General features: G+C 40.1%; 13 protein-coding genes and 1 pseudogene. 1 reads left to right on the plus strand and 13 read right to left on the minus strand.

What is annotated here, in order from left to right:
• Positions 1–31: 31 nt before the first annotated feature.
• From ilvD to NYE65_RS01335, 7 genes are all read right to left on the minus strand, one after another.
• A complete protein-coding gene (gene ilvD, locus NYE65_RS01305) occupies positions 32–1,702 on the minus strand; it encodes a dihydroxy-acid dehydratase (protein WP_034311212.1) in 1,671 nt (556 codons plus the stop codon).
• 282 nt (positions 1,703–1,984) lie between these two features.
• Positions 1,985–3,121 carry a conserved virulence factor C family protein gene (locus NYE65_RS01310; protein ID WP_340859586.1) on the minus strand — a complete coding sequence of 379 codons (1,137 nt, stop codon included), beginning with the start codon at positions 3,119–3,121 and terminating at the stop codon, positions 1,985–1,987.
• A gap of 130 nt (positions 3,122–3,251) precedes the next feature.
• Positions 3,252–5,129, minus strand: a complete 1,878-nt coding sequence (locus NYE65_RS01315) for an ABC-F family ATP-binding cassette domain-containing protein (protein ID WP_340859587.1) — start codon at positions 5,127–5,129, stop codon at positions 3,252–3,254.
• Positions 5,126–5,770 carry an HD domain-containing protein gene (locus NYE65_RS01320; protein ID WP_340859588.1) on the minus strand — a complete coding sequence of 215 codons (645 nt, stop codon included), beginning with the start codon at positions 5,768–5,770 and terminating at the stop codon, positions 5,126–5,128. Before NYE65_RS01320 ends, NYE65_RS01315 begins: the two co-directional genes overlap by 4 nt.
• Positions 5,771–5,823: 53 nt before the next feature.
• Positions 5,824–6,669, minus strand: a complete 846-nt coding sequence (locus tag NYE65_RS01325; protein ID WP_098864245.1) for a DegV family protein — start codon at positions 6,667–6,669, stop codon at positions 5,824–5,826.
• A 141-nt stretch (positions 6,670–6,810) separates the two neighbouring features.
• On the minus strand, positions 6,811–7,287 hold the full coding sequence (locus tag NYE65_RS01330) for a glutathione peroxidase (RefSeq protein WP_034307586.1): 477 nt from the start codon (positions 7,285–7,287) through the stop codon (positions 6,811–6,813).
• 78 nt (positions 7,288–7,365) lie between these two features.
• On the minus strand, positions 7,366–7,899 hold the full coding sequence (locus tag NYE65_RS01335; protein ID WP_328176891.1) for a hypothetical protein: 534 nt from the start codon (positions 7,897–7,899) through the stop codon (positions 7,366–7,368).
• Positions 7,900–8,060: 161 nt separating this feature from the next.
• Between NYE65_RS01335 and metA the strand changes: the two genes are divergently transcribed.
• On the plus strand, positions 8,061–8,969 hold the full coding sequence (gene metA / locus NYE65_RS01340; protein WP_057277307.1) for a homoserine O-acetyltransferase MetA: 909 nt from the start codon (positions 8,061–8,063) through the stop codon (positions 8,967–8,969).
• A gap of 108 nt (positions 8,970–9,077) precedes the next feature.
• Here the strand turns inward: metA and NYE65_RS01345 are convergent, their stop codons facing one another.
• The 6 genes and pseudogenes from NYE65_RS01345 to NYE65_RS01370 all read right to left on the minus strand — a co-directional run bounded on the left by NYE65_RS01345 (position 9,078) and on the right by NYE65_RS01370 (position 16,486).
• Entirely contained in the window at positions 9,078–9,773 is a 696-nt protein-coding gene (locus NYE65_RS01345; RefSeq protein ID WP_328176890.1) for an AIM24 family protein, read from the minus strand.
• On the minus strand, positions 9,773–10,468 hold the full coding sequence (locus NYE65_RS01350; RefSeq protein ID WP_340859589.1) for a class I SAM-dependent methyltransferase: 696 nt from the start codon (positions 10,466–10,468) through the stop codon (positions 9,773–9,775). Before NYE65_RS01350 ends, NYE65_RS01345 begins: the two co-directional genes overlap by 1 nt.
• A gap of 166 nt (positions 10,469–10,634) precedes the next feature.
• Complete coding sequence (mntR, locus tag NYE65_RS01355) at positions 10,635–11,063, minus strand: transcriptional regulator MntR (protein ID WP_034307593.1); 429 nt, start codon at positions 11,061–11,063, stop codon at positions 10,635–10,637.
• A 102-nt stretch (positions 11,064–11,165) separates the two neighbouring features.
• On the minus strand, positions 11,166–13,343 hold the full coding sequence (locus tag NYE65_RS01360; RefSeq protein WP_340859590.1) for a DNA topoisomerase III: 2,178 nt from the start codon (positions 13,341–13,343) through the stop codon (positions 11,166–11,168).
• Between the two features lie 1,168 nt (positions 13,344–14,511).
• Positions 14,512–15,474 carry a TIGR03943 family putative permease subunit gene (locus NYE65_RS01365; protein WP_340859591.1) on the minus strand — a complete coding sequence of 321 codons (963 nt, stop codon included), beginning with the start codon at positions 15,472–15,474 and terminating at the stop codon, positions 14,512–14,514.
• Positions 15,475–15,487: 13 nt separating this feature from the next.
• Positions 15,488–16,486, minus strand: a pseudogene (locus NYE65_RS01370) (permease).
• Positions 16,487–16,621: the final 135 nt, after the last annotated feature.

Genomic DNA, 16,621 nt, shown 5'->3' on the forward strand with positions numbered 1-16,621 from the left:
CTGCCACCATGTTTTAGTCTTCCCTTTAAACTTAAACTTTCATCACTCCGCCTGAGCTGGCATTCGTCACAAGTTTGGAATACCGTGCTAAATAGCCAGTCCTGACCTTTGACTCGAAGCCTTTCCAGTTGGCTTTGCGTTTTTCGAATTCTTCATCGGAAATTTCCAATTGGATTTTACGATTATTCAAATCCAATTCGATGATATCTCCATCTTCAACAAAGGCGATCGGACCTCCCTCAGCTGCTTCAGGGGATATATGACCAATGCTGATGCCTCGCGATGCTCCTGAAAAGCGGCCATCAGTGATCAAACCGACTTTCGCTCCAAGTCCCCTCCCGACGATTTGGGAAGTGGGTGCCAACATTTCCGGCATTCCCGGCCCACCTTTAGGCCCTTCGTAACGAATGACCACTACATCCCCTTCTTTAACCTTTCCGGTAATGATTCCGGAAAGTGCATCTTCCTGGGAATCGAAACAAATGGCCGGACCCCTGTGATAGCCACCAACTGATGCGTCAACGGCGCCCACTTTTACGATGGAGCCTTGAGGAGCAAGGTTACCGAACAATACCGCAAGCCCGCCACGCTCAGAATGCGGATTATCCAATGGATGGATTACATCCTTGTCCAATATTTCACAACCGGCAACATTTTCGCGGAGCGTCTTACCTGAGACAGAAAGGCAATCTCCATTAAACGCACCTGGTTTTTTTAGTAACTCATTAATGACGGCACTTACACCACCGGCATTATGTACATCTTCAATATGGTAATCGGATGCCGGTGCAATTTTCGCTAGATGCGGTACGCGGTTAGCTATTTCATTTATGCGTTCCATCGGATATTCAAAACCTGCTTCATGTGCCAATGCAAGCGTATGAAGCACGGTGTTCGTCGAACCGCCCATCGCCATATCCAAGGCAAATGCGTTATCAATTGCATCAATCGTCACGATATCACGAGGCTTGATATCCTGTTTGATTATCTCCATCAACTGTTTAGCGGATTTCTTAACGAATTCCTTACGTTCTTCGGCTACCGCCAAAATCGTTCCATTTCCCGGTAGCGCAAGTCCCAATCCTTCAGCCAGGCAGTTCATGGAGTTTGCTGTGAACATTCCTGAACAAGAACCGCAAGTAGGGCATGCAACTTGCTCGATCTCCTGCAAATCCTCTTCATTGATATTACCTGCTTGATAAGCACCCACCCCTTCAAAAACGGATGTTAATGAAAGAGATTTACCATTTTTATCTTTACCTGCTTTCATGGGTCCGCCGCTTACGAATATTGTAGGAATATTGACACGAAGTGCTCCCATCATCATTCCCGGCGTTATCTTGTCACAGTTTGGAATGCACACCATACCGTCAAACCAATGTGCCGATACAACAGTTTCCACGGAATCTGCGATGATTTCACGGCTTGGCAAGGAATAGCGCATACCAATATGACCCATTGCAATTCCATCGTCTACCCCGATCGTATTAAATTCGAAAGGAACACCGCCCGCTTCGCGAATCGCTTCCTTCACAATTTTTCCGAATTCCTGAAGGTGGACATGACCTGGAACGATATCGATGTATGAATTACAAACCGCGATGAACGGTTTACCGAAATCTTCTTCTTTAACCCCTGCTGCCCGCAACAGACTTCTATGTGGAGCTCGATCGACCCCTTTTGTAATCATGTCACTTCTCATATTTGATGTAGACATTTGTTGTACCCCCAATTTCCGATAAATGTTTAATGATTCAGAATAATATAATTTTTAGTATACTCTAAAAATTCTAACATATTTATAGACAAATGCAACCATTCTTCACTAAATATCTACAAAAATCATTTTACTAAAATAATAGAGTTTCAATTTATAGATTCGACCTCAGGGGAACCCCTTTCAAACGATTGGAAATGATCCTAAAAAAATAATAAGGCATACGGATTATATCAGCCGCATGCCTTTTTCCTGGGTCATTTCAAATCACTTGTCATTCGCTTGTCTTGATTCTGTCATTTGCTTCCAAACCGAACCTTTTGCTGCTTCGCCATTTTCTATACGGTCTATGGCCATCTTGACCTGCAGGGCCACTTCGAATTCAGGATCCTGTTCCGCTTGTTTAAGATAAGGGAGGGTCGTTTCATTTCCCACTTCGTATAAAAACATCGCGGCCCGCCATCTAACCAATTTATTTTTATCCGAAAGTGATTGAGACATTTCTCCCATCGCTTCTTCAAAGCCAAGATCTGATAAACAATCACCAGCAGTACGTCTTACGGCCGCGCTTTTATCTTTCAAGGCTTTATACAAGCTCGGAAGCACTTTTCTATCTTCAATCATACCCAAGTATACTACCGCGAGCCTTCGAATGGAGACTTTACTGTCGGAGAGTGCCATATCCAATACTGGAATATCATCAACCGTAGGATCTTCCATTTGTTCTAAAGCCTGATAACGCTTTTCCCAACTTTCATCATTCATCATTTCTGCAGTCAGTTTAATTTTTGGACGTTTCAAAATTGCTTCCTTCGTATCGACCATTTCTTGTGCAGCTGCAACTAGCCGATTAATTCGATCTTCCGGATAAGCTGCGATCAGTTCATCCGATACTTCCTTCACGATATCTTCCATATCACCATATCTTACGCCATAATCCTTCCATTTTCGAAGCAGGACTACATTATCATCTTCTTTTTGGGCAGCGGCAATGCCCTTTATGAAATATTCCGGTAAGGCAAAACGTTTTTCGTGTTGACTATCACTTGCTTTAATTTGCATCGGAATGCCCTTGAATTGTTGAATGGCAACAGTTACTTCACCGTAATGTTCATTTAATGCCCCTTGTTGATTTTGTTCCTCGGTTTTTTCACCAAAGACCTGACGGATTTGGACCAAGATATCTTTCCAATCATATTTCGCGTTTCGCTCAACGGCTAAGAAGTCCGCAACATGATATACCCCTTTCACTCCCTCGATCGTAAATAAATCCCTTATCAGCTTGGGTGCTTGGTCAGCTTGATCTTTCTTATAATTATTGCTTTTACCAGCTAATAGCTCTTCTGTTAAATTGATTTTCATTGTATTCGGACTTGGTGTAGGTTCTATCGACTTAATTTTCAATGCATTTCTCTCCTTTAACAAGACGTTTCCATGTACTAGATATTATCACATCGCAAACAGATTCTCATGCAATTGAGATTGGCAAAAAAAAGACTGATCCAAGTTTACTTCCTTGGACCAGTCACCACGCTCATTCTTCTTCCAATTTTTCCGCTAAATACGCCCATCTTTCCATCAAATGGTCTAATTTATCCGATAGTTCCTTTTCTTCTTCAAGAAGCAGGCGGACTTTTTCAAAATCGCTTCCCGCTGCTGACATTTCTGATGTAATGTCTTTCAAGCGCTGCTCGGCCTGCTCCATGTTCCCTTCTATCTCTTCCCATTCCTTACTTTCCGCATAGGTCAGTTTTTTCTTTTTCTTTTCGGTCCGGTTCATCTGTGGCTCTGGTGCTTTTACTGGCACAGCCTCTTCCGTCTTGTCTTCCAAGAACTCTGAATATGAGCCGTAATAAAAGTCAATGTCACCTTTATTCTTGAAAACAAGAAGCTGGTGGCACGTTTTATCCAAGAAATACCTATCATGTGAGACAGTAATGACTACCCCTGAAAATGTTTCTAAATAATCCTCAAGAACGGTCAAGGTTTGCGTGTCCAAATCATTCGTCGGTTCATCCAAAAGCAGGACATTAGGTGCCGACATCAATATGTTAAGGAGATATAATCGCCTTTTCTCCCCACCGGACAGCTTACGAATTGGCGTCCCATGCGATCCCATTGGAAATAAGAATCTTTCAAGCATCTGCGCAGCCGATATGAAACTACCATCTTTAAGGGCGATTGAATCCGCCGTTTCCCGAATATACTCTATCATGCGCAAATTCTCATCCATATCGACGCTTTCTTGCGTATAGTATCCTATTTTCACGGTTTGCCCTTTTTCCAGGTTTCCTTCATCTATTGATTCCCTACCTGCCAGGATATTCAACAAGGTTGACTTTCCGCTGCCATTATTACCGACGATCCCAATTCGATCACCTGGTTTGAAGAGGAAGGAAAAATGGTTGATGATGGTTCGATCACCGAAGGATTTAGATACATCCTGCATCTCAAGTACTTTTTTCCCAAGACGGGCACCGCTTAATTCCATTTCCAGGTTCTCGGTTTTCTGCTTATCCTTTACACCTGATTCCAATGTTTCGAAGCGTTGGATCCTGGCCTTTTGTTTCGTTGTCCGAGCCTTTGCACCCTTACGGATCCAGGCCAGTTCTTTTTTGAATAGACTTTCCTTTTTCGTTCTTTCAGCCGATTCATTCTCTTCACGAATGGCCTTTGATTCTAAATAATCCGCATAGTTTCCTTTGTATTCGAAAAGCTGGGTCTGGGCAATTTCCCAAATCTTATTGGATACACGATCAAGGAAATATCGATCATGGGTTACAAATAAAACGGATTTTTGATATTTACCTAAATATTCTTCAAGCCAAGTGATGCTTTCAAAATCGAGATGGTTCGTAGGCTCATCCAAAATCAATAAATCTGGGGTCTCAATCAAGGTTTTTGCCAGGGCCGCACGTTTTTTTTGGCCGCCTGACAGTTCCCCCAGTCTCCTTGAATGATCAGGAAGTCCAAGCTTGGTCAGTATCGTTCTGGCATTGGCACTTGTATCCCAGGCGCCTAGCGTGTCCATATCCTGCTGCTGTTTTAACAAACGGTCCTGTATTGCGCTATTCTGCGGGTCCACTTGAAGTTCAATGAGCGTCTTTTCATACTCTTTAATCAACGAAAATACAGGAGTTGAACTTTCATACATATATTCCATGATCGTCAATTTCTCATCAAAATGCGGATCTTGGGACAGATAGGAAATCGTATAATCATTCGGATGATCCTTCGTTCCTAAATCACTGTCTTCCAGCCCTGCGATGATATTCAATAATGTCGATTTACCGGTACCGTTTATCCCAACGATCCCGATTTTTTCCCCTTCGGTAATGGAAAAAGAGACATCTTTAAAAAGCAGCTTTTCCCCTTGGGTTTTCATTACATGTTCCATGCTAAAAACTTTCATAATCGTACATCCCATTCCTTATTAAATTCCTCTAAAAATCCTACCATATATTCATGCCTTTCACTAGCAATCTTCTTGGCTGTACAAGTATTAAGCATGTCTTGCAAGCGCAATAATTTTTCATGAAAGTGATGAATGGAAGAGCTTTTGCCATTCCTGTATTCCTTCTTGGTCATGTTTTCCCTAATGGGCAATGAAGGATCATACATAAGCTGTCCCTTCTTTCCGCCAAATGCAAATGTCCTGGCTATGCCAATGGCACCAATTGCATCCAAGCGGTCCGCATCCTGAACAATTTCAGCCTCTATCGAAGGTAGCCTCATCTGCCCTGCACTAAATGAAATTGTATTGATGATCTGTTTGATGGCATCAACACTATCAATATCCAACTTTATTTCATCAAACCAAGCATCAAGATTTTTCCAGCCCCCATCGGCTTCCTGGTTTAGTTTATCATCAGGGATATCATGAAGCAGAGCCGCCATTTCAATGATGAACTCATTTCCTACTCGTTCTTCTTTTGCAATATGTAAAGCCAGCTTACGAACACGATCGATATGGAACCAATCATGGCCGCTGGCATCAGAATTCAATTGGTCATATACATACTTCTCCGTTAACTCAATCATCGTTTGTTTCATTTCACCACTCCATGTCCTTTCTATTTTACCATGGTTCTCAATAATGGTGTGCTTTAATCTTCATTGAACCAACTGAGCCCGATCGTCTGTTCACCGGTATGCACCCCGATGGCGCTCCCCAGTGGGGATACATGGATCAACACATGAGGGAATTCTTCGGAAATCATCTTTTTCCATTTTTGTGCCTGCTCCGACACTCCACCATATAATATGGTGCATTCCTTTACTGTTCCCGCTTCGACTGATCTGCGAAAATCAGTGAAGATCTGTTTTTCCGCTTTTTTTAGGTTCCGAGGTTTAGATTTAGTATGAAGCACACCATTTTCAATTGAAATGATGGGTTTAAAGCTCAATAGGCTTCCTAGAATATACTGTGCGTTTGTTAACCTGCCGCTACGATGCAGCTGATCTAAAGAGCCTATCATTACATAGGTCTCATGGTTATCCGCATACATTCTCGTTTTGACGAATGCTTCATTGATGGAATTGCCATTTTCAATATAATGCATGAGCCGTTTCAAGATTAATAGCATTGGAAAGGAAATAAGTAAAGTATCAAAAACATCAACAGGGATCGTAACCATTTGTGCAGCTTGCCTGCTCGCAGAAACCGTCCCGCTCAATTCACTGGAAAGATGTACGGCTATGATTCGATCATAGCGTTTTTCAAGCTCCTTATATAATTCCTGGAATCGGCCGACCGAGGGCTGTGACGTGGTTGCCGTGATTTTTTCCTCACTCATCCGCCGGTATAATTCCTCAGGTAATAGGTCGACGCCATCTTCATATTCCTTCCCATCGATGATGACGACCATCGGAACGATGTATACATGTTCATTCAATGATAATTCTTCATCTAAAGTTCCCGTACTATCTGTTACCCATGCAATTCGTTCCATGGTTTCCCCCCTCATTTGTGTCTTCTATTATATTCAATATCCCAACCATCTGTCCCCTTTTAAAAACGGATGCATGCAATAAATATCTTACCTCAAGAAAAGAGCCCAACAGAAACTTTCCGTTGGACTCGATTTCATACTTCATATTAATTTTTTTATATCTTCTTCCATTTCCAGAGGTTTTGTTTTAGGTGCAAACCGGCTGACGATATTTCCATTACGATCAATCAAAAACTTTGTAAAATTCCATTTTATCGATTTGGACCCCATCACTCCAGGAGCATTTTCAGTCAGATAGCTGAATAAGGGGTGGGCTTCCTTTCCTTTGACATTCACTTTTGCAAACATCGGGAAGGTTACACCATGATTCAATTTGCAATATGAATCGATTTCCAGATCATCACCAGGCTCCTGATTCAAAAACTGATTACACGGAAAACCAAGCACGACTACCCCATCCTCTTTATATTGCACATACAGACTTTGCAAATCATCATACTGTGGCGAAAAACCGCATTTGCTTGCGGTATTCACTATAATCATCACTTTCCCTTTATATTCCTCAAGCGAGATGGTTTCGCCATTGATTTTATTGACTTCAAATTCGTAAATGGACATGAATGATCTCTCCCTTTAGTATGATGATTCATTTTACCGTATTTAAAGGTAGGTTTACCAACTTTAATCCTTTTCCTATCATCCAGGAATCTTCACTGCTTGAATGGATTGAATCAAATACTCTACCATGTCTTCCAAATCATCCATTTGCTCTTCTCTTACAAGCCTTCCAAATGAAATTTTATAAATAGAAGAAGTAATGGGTTGCATTTTTTTACTGACCGTTTCGCTGGTCGTCACTGATATGATTCTCTGATCTCCCCAGATTTTTTCCAGGTCACTCATAAATTGTTCAGCATTCACTTCATCAAGCTTTTTAGGAAAAGAAATGAATATATTGACCGTGCAGCCTGAATGCGTATCATCCATAGCTACATCGAGTAACTCCGAACTTAGGTTATGTAGGGAAGCGTGTAGCTCAATGGCACCGCTAATGGAAATGGGCGCGTTTGTTTTTTTCAATTCCATCTCGATCTTATATGATCTGGACATGGTTGAGAGATTCACTATATCATCACGGTTTATGACCAATATATCCCCTATGAAGTCACGATCGTAAACCGCTCCTTCCAATACCACTTTCATGTTTTCAAATGCTGTAGGATCAAACAATCTCCAAACACCTCTCCATAGTTAATGTATTCCGATCTTCCCATTTTACCATTCCCAGGCCATTTCCTTCGGGATTTACAAGAAATTATTAAAATAGCTTTTCTATTCAATAATTTTCTATATAATTAAAATATTATGATTTTTGAAGAAGGAGGCTAATCATGCCAATTAGAATTCCGGAACAACTGCCAGCAAGGGAAATTTTAGAACAGGAAAATATCTTCGTAATGGATGAGCAAAGAGCTACCAATCAGGAAATCCGTCCATTGAATATATTAATTTTAAACCTAATGCCAGAGAAAGAAAAAACGGAGGCCCAGTTACTGCGCTTTCTTGGCAATACTCCCATTCAAGTAAATATATCATTCCTGCGCTTAAGCACACATGAATCAAAGAACACAAGTAAATTTCATTTAGATCAGTTTTATAAATCATTTAATGATATTCGCACAAAGAAATATGACGGCTTGATCATTACAGGCGCTCCAGTGGAAAAGCTGGAGTTTTCAGACGTTAATTATTGGGAAGAACTGCAGAGCATCATGAACTGGTCAAGTGAAAATGTTACATCCACCCTACATATCTGTTGGGGGGCACAAGCTGCCCTGTACCATCATTATGGAATAGGCAAGTACGAACTTCCAGAGAAATGCTTCGGGGTATACACTCATGAGGTCCTTGAACCGAATGAAAATCTAGTCCGCGGATTCGATGATTATTTTATGGCCCCTCATTCACGCTATACGGATATTGATTATCAAAAATTAGTTAACCATCCTGAATTGAAGGTTCTCGCACAGTCCGATCAAGCTGGTGTATTGATGGCTGCTTCAGTTGATGGAAAAAGAATTATGGTTACCGGCCATTTCGAGTATGATGCCGATACCCTCGGTGAAGAATACAAGCGCGATAGGGAACGCGGGATCAATACGCAACTCCCAGAAAATTACTTTCCTGATAACGATCCGACCAGGATACCTCTTCACCGCTGGAAGAGCCATTGCAGCCTGATGTTCTCGAATTGGCTGAACTATTATGTCTACCAATCAACCCCTTATGAGTGGGATTGAAAGGGTAAGAAAAAAGAAGCTTTCACTTTGAAATGAATCGCTTTTTTATGGCAGACACATCCGATCATCATGGGAAACAACCTGAGTATCTGACTCAGGTTGTTTGTTTCATGATTCCTTATTACCGAAATATACCTCTTCAAAAGGTTGGACCACCACAAATCCTTGTCCTTCGAATTTCATTTGAACGGATTCGCCGCTTCCCCTTCCAAAAAATGACTTCAATGAAACATCCGTTACGAATTCAGGCTGCAATTCCCCTGACCAAGCTACTGTGGCATTCGGGTCGGTATAAACCGGATTCCCAGGTTCCACCATTAAAGTAAGAGGCTCATAATGGGAAGTGAATGCGACCATGCCTCTCCCTTCGAGCCTTATGTTGAACAATCCGCCCGCCAATAACCCGGCAATGCGCCGCATCATTTTAATATCCCATGAAATCCCCGGCTCAAATGCGAGTAAATCATTTCCGTTAACACAGATCGATTCACCATTTAACTCTAAAATGGAAATCTTCTTCCCTTGATCCGCGACGTATAGCTTGCCGCTTCCGGTCGCTTTCATCAGGGATGCACCCTCACCGGTTAAGGCTTTTTTAAAGAGTTTACCAAAACCATGCTCCAAAATACCTTCCCGCTCGAATTTAATTTGGCCGCGATAAGAAACCATCGTTCCCATTTTTGCCCAAATCTTCTTTTCCAAATTAATCTCCAGGATTCGTTCCGTTTCAAGTTCAAATAAACCTTGCCCTTTATCCTGCTGTTTCGTCTTTTCAACGAATTGATCGATTTGATACTTCTCCATCACTGCCCCACCTCTTTTTGCAGGAGGAAAAGCCACATGAACGATACAGCTTGCTTTAATTCCTTTGAAAAATGTCCGAGCTTTGTATAGTCCACCCCTCTCTTTGCTACGCCGGTATCAGCCACTTCCTTCCATCCCGTTTCTAAAGCCATTTTTTCAAATTCCCACGGCTGCATGGTATTCATGATGACTTCATCTCCCAATAACCGGTGGAAGCTGAATTTTTTTCGCGGCTCAGCTGTTGGACCAAGTATTCCAAAACAGACATAACCTCCAGGCTTTATTACCCGTTGGATTTCCTTCAACACCGTTAAGGGTTCACCCGTATATTCCAAAGAATTAATGACCATTGCCGCATCCATTTCTTCATCTTCGAAGGGAAGGTTATAGAAATCCCCTTGCAGGAAAGAAAGTCCTGGTTGTTGAGCGGTTTTCCCCTTTGCAAATTCAATCATCACATTGGATAAATCAACTCCAGTTACTTTAAATCCCGCTTCGGCCAATTTCAAGGAACCAACTCCATCTCCACAGCCTATGTCAGCCACCTTCAATCCCGAAGGTACATATTCAGAAAAGAAGGGAATGATGTTTTTCCGACTCCCCGTTTCCCACATTTCTTGCGAATTCTTCACCCACATAGGTGCAAAAACATCCCATTCCTTTTCCGACTCTTTATGCCATGTATGTAAATTCATCTGAAATTAATCCTCCCATATACCCCCCTAATTAAATATTTTCCTGAAAAATATTTTCCCGACCGGGGCTTCCCTATAGCTATTCTGCTCTTAATTCAAAAATCCTCCTTTAAAACGTCGACCCCTAGTGATTTTCAAATACATAAAAAAAACTGCCAGCGGCAGCTTATTTTGAATTTTCTTCATTTCTTTTTTGTATCTTACGTAAATCCTCGACACGGTCAGAAGATTCTTCAAAGAATTCAACCAGGTCTCCAATCCTATCGATGGCATTCCAACTAAGGTGGTGTTCAATCCCCTCTACATCCTGATAAATATTTTCTTCCTTGACCCCAATCAACCTTAGCATCTGTTCTAAAAGTTCATGACGATATACGAGCCTTTTACCAACTTTTTTCCCATTTGCGGTTAAGACCAGACCCCGGTACTTTTCATATATCAAATATTTTTCCTGATCCAGTTTTTGTACCATTTTTGTAACAGAAGATGGGTGGACGGAAAGATTTTCGGCAATATCGGAAACTCTTGCATATCCTTTTTCTTCAATAAGTAAATAAATTTGTTCTATGTAATCCTCCATGCTCGGTGTAGGCATTCGGAATCCTCCCATTCAAACGCATATCTAAAAATTTTACTATATTAACGGCCCCGAAACAAGAAGATATAAGTCTCAGGGCGCCTTTAATGATGTTTCTTCTCAAGTTTGCTTGATGTTTTGTTCTGTTGGGAATGTAAAACTGATCTTCTTTTCAGCATCGGACCACGATAGAATGGCATCAAAGGTTTTTTCCCCTTTTTTAAAACCGCTTATCAGATCCGTTTCACCGCTCGCCAACAGCTTTTTTATATTTGCTTGACTGATTTTCTTATTAAGAATTTTTTTGGAGATGGTGAAGTTACACTTTGTTTTTTGATAACTTACACATCCATAGAATTCCCCTTTATCGACAATCTTAGAACCGCATAGTTTACAGCTGCCCACAGATGCGGAACTTCTCTTTTTAGGGCCGCTCCGTTGAATCGACTCGGTATCCAGCCCTTGAAAATCCCAGCTTTCCGATGATTCCACGGCATCACTGATGATTTTTGCTGACATCTTTTTAACAGCTTCCATAAATCCGCCAGCTGAAGCCTTTCCTTCACCGATTTCCCTCAAACGCTGTTCCCATTTGGCTGTCATTTCAGGTGAAGCCAGGATTTTCTCCCCGATGGCAGTAATCAGCACTTTCCCTTTATCTGTCGCAAACACCTGATTTTTTTTGACATTGATGTATTTACGGTCTTTGAGCATGGTAATGATGCCAGCCCGAGTTGCTTCGGTTCCGAGACCCTCGGTTTTCATCAGAACTTTTTCTAACTCTTCATTATCCAGATGCTTTCCGGCTGTTTTCATCAAAGTGATCAGCTGACCCTCTGTATAGCGCTTAGGAGGTTGGGTTTTTCCTTCTTTCACCTTTATATTGGCGACATTTCCAGTATCCCCTTTGGAAACGGACGGCAAAATGATATCATCATCATCCTTGTCATTATTTTGGAAAATCACTTTGCGCCATCCCTCTTGAATCTGCTGCTTGCCTTTAGAAATGAATTCCGCACGCTTATCGACAAGCGTTTTAATGGTGGTGTAATCGAAAATCGCTTTCTCATAATGAGCCGCAATCAACCGGCGTACCACCAAGTCATAAATATTCCGTTCTTCGGCGGAAAGCCGCTTCGGGTCGGTTACCTGCTCCGTCGGGATAATTGCATAGTGATCAGTCACTTTTTTTTCATTTACAAACCTTTTATTATTTATGATGTTCGGTTGTGGCAAAGGAAACAGGGATTCATATTCTGAAAATCTGCTTAGTTTTTGCAAGATTTCGGGAAATGTTTCGGCTTCCCCCTCCGTCACGTAATTGGAATCTGAACGTGGATAAGAAACGATCCCTTTTTGATATAAACTTTGCACGATATCTAGCGTCTGTTTCGGTGAATATTTATAAATCTTGTTCACTGTAGCTTGCAATGACGATAGATTAAATAACAAAGGCGGCTGAAATTCTTTCCTTTCAGTATCCATTTCCGCTATTTCAGCTTCCTTACCCTTGCAAAAGGCAGCAATTTTATCAGCCATTTCTTTTGTCTTTATTCTCGGATCATTGTTCTGCTGCCATTTTCCCTGATATTTCTTTCCATCCATCTTGAAGTCAGCGAACACTTCCCAGAACGGCTCAGACTTGAATTGCTCAATTTCCATTTCCCGCTTCACTATCAAAGCAAGAGTTGGTGTCTGAACCCTTCCAGCTGAAAACACATCCGAAACGCCCCTTTGTTTCAATAAAATACTATACGCTCTCGACGCATTCATTCCCACAACCCAGTCCGCACAAGCTCTCGTATACGCTTCATAATAGAGCGGCCTGGTTTTTTCCTCGCTCTTCAAATTTTGGAATCCCTCATAAATCGCTTTCGGGGTCAAAGAGGAAATCCATAAACGTTTCATCGGTTTATTGACATTGCATAGATTAACGATATTGCGTACAATCAATTCTCCTTCACGCCCGGCATCACCTGCATGAATGATTTCATCGACTTCCGGTTTCCTAAGCAAAGTCTTCACAACATTGAATTGCTTTGCCTTTTGCCGGGTCACTTCATATTGAAATTTCTCAGGAATCATCGGCAACGTTTCCATCGACCATTTTTTCCATTTTGAATGATAGGTTTCCGGCGAAACAAGTTGACATAAATGTCCGACGGCCCAAGTTACATAAGCTCCATCGGGGAAAAGTTCATTCGGCATGATTTCTATATAGCCTTGCTGTTTTTTCGTTTTAAATTGAGCCGCTAGCGTTGAACCTTGATCTGGTTTCTCCGCAATGATTAGCTTCATGATCATCTTCACCTAATCCGTTACAAAATATCTTTCCCCTATCATTATACCTTAATTATCACAATCGGCTAGATATGACTTCGTTTTTACCGGACTGATAGTAGAAAGCATGAAATGATTGCTTAACTTCGGTGAAGAGTGAGGTTTTCAGGCAGATGATAAAATCCTTCTAAAAATATAGGCAGATTAATATGCAAAAAAAGCTTCACTACTGGATGGTCAGCATAGATTAGGGGGAATCGGAGTAAATACAAAAGAAACAAGTGCGATGTTATATGTGCCCTTCCTAGCTTTTCACTGTTTAGATGAAGATGAAGAAAATAAATTTTTTGATATTATTAATACCAAAGCTAAAGGAATTGGATGTTCATTAAGCAGATATTTAAAGAGAAACAACGATAACCTTAGTTGGATTACAACTCAACTTATTATTAATCCTGATAGTCCTTTTTACAGCATCGGAACTCTTATTGGTAAGAGAAATAAAGAAAACCATATCACACTACAAAAACATCCATTATTTTTTAAAAATTATTGACGAGAAAGTCAGATTTAGCTGAATTACCCAAAGAAAAAATTTTATATATTTCACTCTATTACTTTAATGAAATTAAAAATATATTGCCTATCCAATGGAGCGATTATAAAAAATATAGACTAACTTATATAGTTTGTTTAAATGCTCTATCCATTGCTGGAAACACTATTATTTCAGAGAACTATAATTTCTCATCTAATCAATTGAACAATACTGAAATTTCTAAGAATTTAACCAATATTACTAACATTGATTGGTCAAATGAGGGAAGTTTAAAATATTTGAAAGGAGTAAGAGGCTCTAATCTATTAGCGGCGGATTTAATTACCTCATTTAAAAATTAACTGATATAGGAAAGGGTTGGTTTGATATGGAATACCATGAATGAACTATATGCCCGCCTGAAGGCAGTCCGAACAAATGCCTGTTATGGGGTTAGCCGTAAGGTTAATCAGCTCACTAAATGGAGAGCAAACCCTATAAGAGGTTACCCCCAGTTTTTATTTGAAATTAAATTTATTAGACTCTAACATTGAAACTACTTTTCAATTGACGAACAAGTTGCATAAACTATGAAAGTTAAATAAAATTAAAAGAAGCCGATGAAATCAGCTTCTTTTTGCAAATGTTTTATAATATTTTTACACTAATCGGATATAGATAAGGCTCAATAGGTTCACTGATTTTTTCCCAATCAGTAATTTTGATTACAGGAAGCTCCTTCCCGTTATACGTCGTAATTTCTATTACACCATTTGCTTTGATCCATGTATCCTTGTCTAGGGAAGAAGCCTCTGGGAACTCTGAAAGAAATCCAATAATACTTGCGTCTGCGACACAGTGAGTAATTAAAAATCTTGAAATCACCAGCTGATTTTGAGCAAATCCATCTTCTTTATAAACAAAGCCCTTTAATTCGATTTTTCTTCCCTTAAACTTATTAATATCTTTACTCATTTCTTCATAATAGGCTGCATAAACATAGTCATTCATCTCAATATTTTGGTTTTGTTCTAACTGTTGTATCAGTTGATTATATTCTTCCTCTGAGATTTCTTCCTGCTGGTTTTCTAGAAGAGCTGGGTCTACAGGGTTGTCATCTATAGAGGGATTAGCCTGACCATTTATGTTACTCTCTTCCATTTCTTCTGGAGGGTTACTGTTTTCTTTATTTTTGTCTTCTTTAGGTGCTTGTTTTTGGTTTGACAGTGCCAGCATTGCCCCTTTCTTATTGGCAATAGAAGCATCGAGTACTTTGGCTGGAAGCAGAAACCCAGTTAGTAATGGAAACACAATAATAAAATACGAGATTAGTTTTTTTGTGTTAAAAGAAGAATCTCCATGATCATGGTTATGGTCGCAGTCATGGTCGTGCTGATCACAATGATGATAGCTGCTTTTCTTTACTTTCCATGTCCTTGTAATTTGAATAAAAAACAAAATCAAAAATATTACAGAAGCTACTTGGCTTAAACTTTCATATTTTGGGTTAATGAACTTTGTAATTTCACCGGTGAAATGAAGCTTAAATATGAGGGCCGAAAAAGCTAGTAAAATTAAAGCTCTAGCAGCTTGCTGAAATTGGAGTTGCATGATTTTCCCCTCCTTATAAAAAGCTTTGCAGCAGCATTAAAGTGATAAACACCATAGAAACAACCAATGCTAGCAAAACCATAACAAATCTAAATCGAAAAACGCTCAGCATCAAAAGTGTGTTCTTTAAATCAATCATGGGTCCGAAAATTAAGAAGCCAAGGATTGAAGAAACTGGAAAAATGCTGCTGAAGGAAGCTCCTATAAACGCGTCTGCTTCAGAACATAGAGATAAAACGTAAGCCAATCCCATCATAACAAATATAGAAGAAGCCGGACCGTTTCCAGCCTCCAACAAGGATTTTGCTGGCATATAGGTTTGTACAAAAGCAGCTAAAAAAGCACCCATAACCAGGTATTTCCCCATATCAAAAAACTCATCAATAGAATGTGTGAGCATCGACCAAAAACGATTGGAAAGTGATTGATTTTTACTGTGATTATGGGTTGAGACAGAAATGATGGAATCCTTAAATTGATTGCCTTTAAAAATCCAACTGACAGCAAAGGCAACCATTATAGCCACCAGAAAACCTAACCCCATACGCAATCCAGCAATTTTAAAATCGTTTCCAAATGCCATATATGTAGAAGCAATAACAATCGGGTTGATAAGAGGGCCTGTTAACATAAAACCCATCGCAGCATGAATAGGTACTCCTTTTACAACTAAACGTCGAACAATGGGGACGATTCCACATTCACAGGCAGGAAACAGCGCTCCTACAATACAGCTCATGATTACAGCCATAACTTTATTCTTTGGTATCCACCTTTGAATATGTTCCTCAGTAACAAAGATTTAGATCACTCCAGCAATGAGGACGCCAATTAAAACAAAGGGCAGGGCTTCTATTAAAATACTTAGAAAAATAGTATTTAAATTTAACAATGACGGTGGAATAACAAAGGTATCTTTTATACTAGAACTGAAAGAAAACAGGAAAAGAGCTAGCGCTATTATGATAATACCGGTTATATCTATCATATGACCTCGAATAATCCGAATCATAGGTACCTCCCTTAAAATATAATGTAGTGCTTCTTCCATAAAATATATTAGAAAGTTGTAGAGTATGAATGAAAGATTTACTTAATAATATATAGCAAACTTTAACGATTAAATTCACATGACTAATAGTAAAGA

This window comes from Peribacillus sp. FSL R5-0717 (genome assembly GCF_038002945.1).
In the GTDB taxonomy this organism is placed as follows: domain Bacteria; phylum Bacillota; class Bacilli; order Bacillales; family DSM-1321; genus Peribacillus; species Peribacillus frigoritolerans.